This window comes from Klebsiella sp. 28 (genome assembly GCF_018223905.1).
GTDB classification, from domain to species: domain Bacteria; phylum Pseudomonadota; class Gammaproteobacteria; order Enterobacterales; family Enterobacteriaceae; genus Klebsiella; species Klebsiella pneumoniae.
Genome location: NZ_JAGRQY010000201.1, coordinates 18,540 through 27,333, shown reverse-complemented (window position 1 = coordinate 27,333; position 8,794 = coordinate 18,540). Strand labels below are relative to the sequence as shown.

The following is an 8,794-nucleotide window of genomic DNA, read 5'->3' as shown; positions in this document are numbered from 1 at the left end:
GCGCAGGCCGCCGCCAGGGCTGCGATGGGGTGGATATCACGCAGCAGCAGCTCGCCAACCACCAGCACTTTCGCCACCAGCACGAAGATCAGCGCCAGCCCGCCGTGGGTGCCCAGCCGGCTGTCGCGCATGATCTCCAGCATCCGATCGCGGGTGCGGGCGGAGAAAATGCCGTCGCAGGTATCAGCCAGCCCGTCAAGGTGGAATCCGCCGGTGAGCAGCGCCAGCGCCAGCACGCCGAACAGCGCCGCCAGCGGGACGCCGCACCACGGCTGCAGGAGGAGCGCCACCGCGCCGGCGATGGCGCCAAGCAGTAAACCGACCAGCGGAAAGGTGACGATACTGCGCTGGTACTGTTCGATCTCCAGGCCCTGAGATAACCGCGCCGGGACCGGCAGGCGGCTGATAAACGAGAGTGCAGCAAAGAATGACTTAATCACGTGAGGTTGACTCCTGTCGGCGAAAGCAGCGGAAGAGTTCTGTCGCGCCCGGTCAGCACCTGAGTTTGTCTTCTGGCGAATCGATCGTCGGAGAGGTGAGAGGTGTTGAGATATCGCCCTGACGCCGCTGCGTCAGATGCCCGGCCAGGATGAGAGAAACCTTTCCGATATCAATACGTTTTTCGCGGGCCAGTATAGCAAAGTGTCGGTGAGGAGAGGCAGTTGCCGGAACAAAGTTTTCGCAGAAAAAAGCAGGGAAGAGAGGGAAACGCGGAACAGCCCGGCGACGATTAACGCCGCCGGACCGGCAGGGTTTAGCCTTCGACTTTGGCTTCGCCCATCACTTTCAGTTTTTTCGAGATGTCGCGGCGCTCTTTGGACAGCTCGGCATTTTTGATGATGTAATCATCAACGCGATCTTCGTAATCGCTCTTCATGCTGGCGATGATGCCCTGGATGGCTTCCACGCTCATGCCCGGTTTGATGTAGTCGCTGAGGTTGTCCAGCAGCAGAACGCGCTTCTGGTTATCACGGATCTTTTTCTCAACGTCCTGAATTTCACGCTGCAGTTTGTTCTTACGACGGTACAGACGAACAAACTCCAGTACGTCCTGGAAAGAAGGCTTAGTTGTTTCCATTTTTACACCCCTAATAATTGAGATTCGGATTCGTAAAGCGACTGCGTTATAGGGCTAACATAACTGCTAGCAGCCGCTGATGACAATGTTTTTTCCTTTGCGTTTATCATAACCCTAAACGCTGCTGAATCGAAACAACCCATGTGGTTACCCGGTGCATCTGATGTTTATTTGCGCAACGCGCGGCAGATCAGATGCGAGAGCAGCTCCAGCTGGCGCGCCAGTTCGATTGAGAGCCAAACATAGCCATGGACCGGGGTTTCCGCCAGGCCGTCATCACCCTGCTCTTTCAGCAGCTGGCGCAATTCGAGGACGATCTCAGTCAGCTTTTCATTGTTGGCGCGCACAGGCTGAGGGTTCCCTTCGTACAGCGCGTGGGCGATGGACAACAGCGTCTGCTGGGTCATCTGCTGCGTCTCCCGCAGGGTGTGCGCATTGAGCATCACGAAGTGACCCGGACGCGTTGCCCACCAGGCGTTGATCTGCAGCTCCAGCATGCAGACGAGGTTGCGGCTGACGGTCTGGATAGCCTCGAAGATCGCCTTCTGGATGTGCGTCTCTTTGCTGGCGGGGGTGATCAGCCCGCGCATTTTAACCACGTCGTTCAGCGCCTGCTGGAGATGCTTTTCCAGCCGCGGTCGATCCACCAGATTTGGCGAGAAGCCGGCCTGGTAGAGGCGGTTAAAGTTGGTGACATAGCTGGCCATCTGGATGCGCCAGTGGATGAACGCCCGCTGCGGCCAGATGCCGGTAAACAGCATCGCCAGCAGCGAGCCGAAGATCACGTCGCCGCTTCGCCACAGCGCGGTATGCATATCGCCGGGCGGCGCCCCGACCACCACCGACAGAGTAATGCCGATCAGCAGCGCCTGATAGGGTTTCTTGCCCAGCGCCAGCCAGCCGCAGAGGAACATCGCCGCCGCGCACCAGAGGACCATCAGCGGCAGGGAGATGAGCTCAAGCTTCAGCGCCACCAGCCCCAGCGCCGAACCGAGGATCGTGCCGCCGATACGCTGAAACGCCCGCGGCACGACGTTACCCCAGAAGGAGATCGGCCCCATCACCACCACCAGAGTGATGAGAGGCCAGGTTCCCTCAGGCACGTTCAGCAGCCGCACCAGCAAAAAGGTGAGCACAAAGGCCAGCGCAATCCGCACACCATGCACCACCCGATAATGGCGATACAAGCGGATCTCAAATGGCTTGAGTGATTTATCAGCGCGCACAACCCTCTCCGGCAAAACGAAAAGGCCAATTGTAACTGCTTTTTCGCCCGGAGCATGCCGGGAATGTAAAAAACCTTGTCCGGAACAGGGGTAAACCGCTACGACGCGACGCGCTCAACGGGAACATACATGTCGATATCCCAGTAGCCGTCGTGGTTGCCGTCGTTAAGATAGACCTCAAAGCAGGGCTGGGGGGCGATGCGATACGCCGTGCTCTGCTGCAGGCTGTCAAAAAACTGCATCCACGGGGTGGCGAAGTCGTAATCCACCACCCGCGCGCGGGCGCAGGCGTAATCCCCGCCGGCAATCGCCGCCAGGATCACCCCTTCGCTGTTGGCGGGAATGACATAATCCTCATCCACGGTGACCGCCGTCGCGCAGCGCAGTTTTTCCGCCAGCACTTCCTCCGGGTTATCGTAGTAGACGGCCACCCATTCGCGGGCGGGCACCTGGTGGTTCTCAACCCACATCATCAGTTGCTCAAACCCCTGCTTGACGGTGTGATTCCAGGGCCCGACCAGATGGAAACCGGCGATGGTTTTCTTGCCGAGGGTGGTGATGCTGTAGTTCATCTTGCCTCCTTTGGAGATAAATTACTGTATGAATATACAGTTAATTTAACAGGAGATCCCCCCTCAGTATGTGCGCGAATTCACAGAGTCGCCACCACACTGCTGTAAAAACAGGCGCCCCGCCAGCACGAGCGACAGACGAAAAAAAACCGCCTGCAAAGAGGCGGTTGGCGTGGTTACAGCTCGTGATGCAGGTAATCGCTCATTCGCGAGAACACTCCGCCTTTATTGATGCTTTCGAGGGTGACCAGCGGATAGTGCCCCACCACCTTGTCGCCGTCATACAGTGAAATCTCGCCAACCCGCTGATTGGCGGCGATCGGCGCCTCAAGATCCTTCTTATCCAGCACATATTTCGCTTTAATGCGCGACACTTCCGCCTTCGGCAGGGCTAACCAGAAATCCTGATCGGTGCCGAGCTTAATCTGCTCTTTATCGCCGTACCAGATACGCTCGGTGCCGACCTTCTGCCCCTTCTGCAGCACCTGCACGGTGTCGAAGTTCTGCTGCCCCCAGTGCAGCAGTTTAGCGGCCTGCTGCTCGCGGCCTTTCGGACTGTCCGCCCCCATCACCACGGCGATCAGCCGGCGCTGGCCATCCACCGCCGAGGCGATCAGGTTGAACCCGGCCCCCGAGGTGTGGCCGGTTTTCAGGCCATCGACGTTCATCGTTTTATCCCACAGCAGACCGTTACGGTTTTGCTGGGTGATCCCGTTCCACGTCAGGCTTTTCTGGCTGTACATGTGGTAGACGTCTGGTTCGCCATGAATAATCGCCCGCGAGAGCACCGCGAGGTCATAGGCCGAACTGTGCTGGCCCGGGGCGTCGAGGCCGTGGACGGTTTCGAAATGGGTGTCCCGCAGGTGCAGTTTTTCGACATACTGATTCATCAGGGCAACAAACTGCGGCTGGCCGCCGGCGACATAGTCGGCCAGCGCGACGCAGGCGTCGTTACCGGAGTCGACAATCAGCCCGCGGCTGAGGTCGCGGACGCTGACGCGATCCCCTGGCTTTAAGAACATCAGCGATGACCCGTCGAACACCGGGTTGCCCTTCGCCCAGGCGTCTTTACCCACGGTGACGATATCGTCAAAGGTGATACGATGGCTGTCGATGGCGCGATCGACCACGTAGCCGGTCATCAGTTTGGTCAGACTGGCAGGATTGCGCTGCTGATGTTCGTTACCCGCGGTCAGGACCTGACCGGTGGTGTAATCCATCAGCACCCAGGAGCCAGCCTGAATGGAAGGCGGCGCGACCGTAGCAGGTAAGTCGACGGCAAATGCGCAGGAAACGCTCGAAGCGAGCAAAGATACAGCAATAAACAAACGGCCTTTCAACGGCATATCCTCTAGATTTACAGATCCGCCGTCCTTTTTACGGAACTTCGCGTTTCATATCAGGGTTTAATTGCAAGAAAATATGACACAGCAGAGGAAGTTGCTTGCCGCGACCCTTCTGATGACCGGTCAAATCGTTTACCATACCGGTCGCACGCCACCACGGATAATGAACAGACTATGCAAGATAGCGTCAACCAGCCCGGATTTTTATTCCACGATTATGAAACCTTCGGCACCAGCCCTTCCCTCGACCGGCCGGCGCAGTTCGCCACCATCCGCACCGACGCGGAGCTGAATGTGCTCGGCGAGCCCGAAGTGTTTTACTGCAAACCCGCTGACGATTACCTGCCGCAGCCGCAGGCGGTGATGATCACCGGGATCACGCCGCAGGAAGCGCTGGCCAAAGGGGATAATGAGGCCACATTTGCCCGCCGCATCCACGATCTGTTCACGGTGCCGCAAACCTGTATCGTCGGCTATAACAACGTGCGCTTTGATGACGAAGTGACGCGGAATATCTTCTATCGCAACTTCTATGACCCTTATGCCTGGAGCTGGCAGCACGATAACTCGCGCTGGGATCTGCTCGACGTGATGCGCGCCTGCTATGCCCTGCGCCCGGAAGGGATCACCTGGCCGGAAAATGACGAGGGTCTGCCGAGCTTCCGGCTTGAACATCTGACCGTCGCCAACGGCATTGAACACCAGAACGCCCATGACGCGATGGCCGACGTGTATGCCACCATCGCCATGGCGAAGCTGGTGAAAACCCAGCAGCCGCGGCTGTTTGATTATCTCTACAGCCACCGCAATAAGCGCAAGCTGGCGACGCTCATCGACGTGCCGCAGATGAAGCCCCTGGTGCATGTCTCCGGCATGTTTGGCGCCGCGCGCGGCAACACCAGCCTGGTGGCGCCCCTGGCCTGGCATCCGGAAAACCGCAATGCGGTGATAATGGTCGATCTGGCGGGCGATATGGCGCCGCTGCTGGAACTGGATGCCGATGCCCTGCGCGAGCGGCTTTACACCCCGCGCGCCGAGCTTGGCGATCTGCCGGCGGCGCCGATCAAGCTGGTGCATCTCAATAAATGTCCGGTACTGGCCCAGGCCAATACCCTGCGCCCGCAGGATGCCGACCGGCTGGGGATCTCTATTCAGCGCTGTCTGGAGAACGCCCAGCTGCTGCGGGCGAATCCGCAGGTGCGCGAGAAGGTAGTGGCGGTCTATGCCGAAGCCGAACCCTTCGTGCCGTCCGAAAACGTCGACTCCCAGCTTTACAATGGGTTCTTTAGCGATGCCGACCGCGCGGCGATGAAAATCGTGCTGGAAACCGAACCGCGCAATCTGCCGGCGCTGGATATCACCTTCGCCGACCAGCGTATCGAACGCCTGCTGTTTAACTATCGGGCGCGCAACTTCCCCGGCACGCTCGATGAACATGAGCAGCAGCGCTGGTTAGAGCATCGTCGTCAGGTGTTTACGCCAGAGTTTTTGCAGGCCTATGCCGATGAGCTGCAGATGCTGTATCAGCAGTATGCGGATGATAAAGAGAAGCTGGCGCAGCTGAAAGCGCTGTGGCAGTACGCGCAGGATATTGTCTGATTGGCTGAAATTCCCGGGTTGCGGCTAACGCCTTACCCGGGCTACAAACTCAGTTGGGTGTCCAACTTTTGGGGGCAGTCCAGCAGCGCCGCCGGGCATTGCGTCCCCAGTTCACGCTTACCTTTTTGCCCGGTGGCGGCTTCGCCTTACCGGGCCTGGGCGCTGGTACCAGAGTAGCCCGGGTAAGACGCCTCGCGTCGCACCCGGGAACGTTGCTTAGCTTTTCGCGCGGCTGGCGATGATTTCATCCGCCACATTACGCGGCGCTTCCGCGTAATGGTGGAACTCCATGCTGTAGGTTGCCCGTCCCTGCGACATCGAGCGCAGCGTGGTGGAATAACCAAACATCTCCGCCAGCGGCACGTCGGCGCGGATGATCTGGCTGCCGAAGCGCTCTTCCATCCCCTGCACCATCCCGCGACGGGAAGAGAGATCGCCCATAATATTCCCGGCGTACTCTTCCGGCGTCTCCACCTCGACGTGCATCACCGGCTCAAGGATCACCGGATCCGCTTTGCGCGCGCCTTCCCGGAAGCCAAAGATCGCCGCCATGCGGAACGCCATCTCCGAAGAGTCCACGTCGTGGTACGACCCAAAGGTCAGGGTCGCTTTCACGTCAACCACCGGATAACCCGCCAGCACGCCGGTGCCCATCGCTTCGCGCAGCCCTTTCTCCACGGAAGGGATGTACTCGCGCGGCACCACGCCGCCTTTGGTGGCGTCCTCGAAGACGAAACCGCTGCCCGGCTCCAGCGGCTCCAGGGTCAGTACGACGTGGCCATACTGCCCTTTGCCGCCGGACTGGCGCACAAATTTGCCTTCCACGTCCGTCACTTTCTTGCGCAGGGTTTCGCGGTAGGTGACCTGCGGACGGCCAATGTTGGCCTCGACGCCAAACTCGCGCTTCATCCGGTCGACAATGATCTCCAGATGCAGCTCACCCATGCCGGAGATAATCGTCTGGCCGGACTCTTCATCGGTATGCAGACGGAACGACGGATCTTCCGCCGCCAGCCGCTGCAGCGCGATGCCCATTTTCTCCTGGTCCGCTTTGGTCTTCGGCTCAATCGCCAGCGAAATCACCGGCTCCGGAAACTCCATCCGTTCGAGGGTAATCACCGCATCCGGATCGCATAACGTATCGCCGGTGGTCACATCCTTCAGACCGACGCAGGCCGCGATATCCCCGGCGTGCAGTTCGTCAACTTCGTGACGGTCGTTGGCCTGCATCAGCACGATACGCCCGATGCGCTCTTTCTTACCCTTCACCGGGTTCCACACCGCATCGCCTTTCTTCAGCGTCCCGGAGTAGACGCGGATAAAGGTCAGCTGGCCGACGTAGGGGTCGGTCATCAGTTTGAACGCCAGCGCCGACAACGGCTCATCGTCGCTCGGATGGCGTTCCGCCGGCTGGCCTTGCTCATCGACGCCCTGTATCGCCGGAATATCCAGCGGCGATGGCATCAGCTCCACCACCGCATCGAGCATGCGCTGCACGCCTTTGTTTTTAAAAGCGCTCCCGCAGAGCACCGCCTGGATCTCCCCCTTCACCGTGCGCTGGCGCAGGCCGGCGACGATCTCCGCCTCGTCCAGCGCACCGGTTTCCAGGTATTTATCCATCAGCTCATCGCTGGCTTCCGCCGCCGCCGAGACCATTTTCTCCCGCCACTGCTGCGCCGTCGCCAACAGATCGTCAGGGACTGGCCCATAGCTAAAGGTCATGCCCTGGGTGGCGTCATCCCACAGGATGGCGCGCATTTTCACCAGGTCGACGACGCCGGTGAAATGCTCTTCAGCGCCAATGGGGATCACAATCGGCACCGGGTTAGCCTTCAGGCGGTCGATCATCATCTGCACCACGCGGAAGAAGTCCGCCCCCGGGCGGTCCATCTTGTTGACGAAGGCCAGCCGCGGAACGTGGTATTTATTCGCCTGGCGCCAGACGGTCTCCGACTGGGGCTGCACCCCGCCGACGGAGTCATACACCATCACCGCGCCGTCGAGCACGCGCATGGAACGCTCCACCTCAATGGTGAAATCCACGTGCCCCGGGGTGTCGATGATATTGATCCGGTGCGGCTCGAAGCTGCGGTCCATCCCCGGCCAGAAGCAGCTTACCGCCGCCGAGGTAATGGTGATCCCGCGCTCTTGCTCCTGGGCCATCCAGTCGGTGGTTGCCGCGCCATCGTGTACTTCACCCAGCTTATGGCTCATCCCGGTATAAAACAGGATGCGCTCGGTGGTGGTGGTTTTACCGGCATCGATATGCGCGGAGATACCGATGTTGCGATAACGTTCGAGAGGGATGGGTCGGGGCATGATGCGTCCTTAGTCGTTTTGACGGTCAGTCTGCGGTCGGAATGATCCGCAGTTCATTTAACTGCGTCTATCATAGTACAACTGTACGAGTATATTCGAACTATTTTTGCTATCATTACGATTGGGCAGGTTGCGGCGGCGCGCGTGGTATCAGAACCGGAGTTTGGGTATAGTAGCCGCCAGCCGCCGATATGGGCTGCGGCTGCCATGCGCCGCGCCACCGCCGACACAGGATTATTATGATCGCCAATCACCCCGAACGAGAACAAATTCGCCTGGAAAATGTCCTTTCCGCGCTCGGTAACCCACTGCGACTGGAGATCATCCGCACGCTGGCCGACGGCAGCGAGCAGAGCTGCAACGCCCTGCGCCAGGAGGAGGTGGCCAAGTCCACCATGACCCACCACTGGCGCGTCCTGCGCGACAGCGGTGTGATCTGGCAGCGGCCTCAGGGACGGGAGAATATGATTTCGCTGCGCCGGGAAGATCTGGACGCCCGTTTTCCCGGCCTGCTGGATACGCTGCTGAAAGTTATGGTGCAGGCAGGATAAGCTCTTCTGCCGGGTGGCGCTTCGCTTACCCGGCCTACATAACTATTAAATTTCAGAAGGTTAACCATCACCGTAGGCCCGCGCAAGCGCAGCGCCGCCGGGC

General features: G+C 59.5%; 8 protein-coding genes. 2 read left to right on the top strand and 6 right to left on the bottom strand.

Annotation, left to right across the window (positions count from 1 at the left end; all coding sequences use genetic code 11):
* The 5 genes from cobS to dacD form a co-directional block, all read right to left on the bottom strand.
* Nucleotides 1-440 (bottom strand): adenosylcobinamide-GDP ribazoletransferase (gene cobS / locus KHQ28_RS25910; protein ID WP_211777730.1); only part of this gene is annotated, 440 nt, incomplete at its 3' end.
* 314 nt (nt 441-754) lie between these two features.
* Entirely contained in the window at nt 755-1,078 is a 324-nt protein-coding gene (locus KHQ28_RS25905) for a DUF496 family protein (protein ID WP_002911883.1), read from the bottom strand.
* A gap of 167 nt (nt 1,079-1,245) precedes the next feature.
* Nucleotides 1,246-2,304: an FUSC family protein gene (locus KHQ28_RS25900; RefSeq protein WP_002911885.1), complete on the bottom strand. Its 1,059-nt coding sequence runs from the start codon at nt 2,302-2,304 to the stop codon at nt 1,246-1,248.
* 98 nt (nt 2,305-2,402) lie between these two features.
* Complete coding sequence (sbmC, locus tag KHQ28_RS25895) at nt 2,403-2,876, bottom strand: DNA gyrase inhibitor SbmC (RefSeq protein WP_032418691.1); 474 nt, start codon at nt 2,874-2,876, stop codon at nt 2,403-2,405.
* Between the two features lie 176 nt (nt 2,877-3,052).
* Entirely contained in the window at nt 3,053-4,216 is a 1,164-nt protein-coding gene (dacD, locus tag KHQ28_RS25890; RefSeq protein ID WP_004153104.1) for a serine-type D-Ala-D-Ala carboxypeptidase DacD, read from the bottom strand.
* 180 nt (nt 4,217-4,396) lie between these two features.
* Here dacD and sbcB point away from each other — a divergent pair, with 180 nt between their 5' ends.
* Nucleotides 4,397-5,821, top strand: coding sequence for an exodeoxyribonuclease I (gene sbcB / locus KHQ28_RS25885; RefSeq protein WP_032418689.1), 1,425 nt, complete (start codon nt 4,397-4,399; stop codon nt 5,819-5,821).
* 216 nt (nt 5,822-6,037) lie between these two features.
* On the opposite strand, the gene fusA is transcribed toward sbcB, so the two are convergent.
* Nucleotides 6,038-8,140, bottom strand: coding sequence for an elongation factor G (fusA, locus tag KHQ28_RS25880; RefSeq protein ID WP_032418687.1), 2,103 nt, complete (start codon nt 8,138-8,140; stop codon nt 6,038-6,040).
* A gap of 239 nt (nt 8,141-8,379) precedes the next feature.
* Here fusA and KHQ28_RS25875 point away from each other — a divergent pair, with 239 nt between their 5' ends.
* Nucleotides 8,380-8,691, top strand: coding sequence for a helix-turn-helix transcriptional regulator (locus KHQ28_RS25875; protein ID WP_023318674.1), 312 nt, complete (start codon nt 8,380-8,382; stop codon nt 8,689-8,691).
* Nucleotides 8,692-8,794 lie beyond the last annotated feature (103 nt).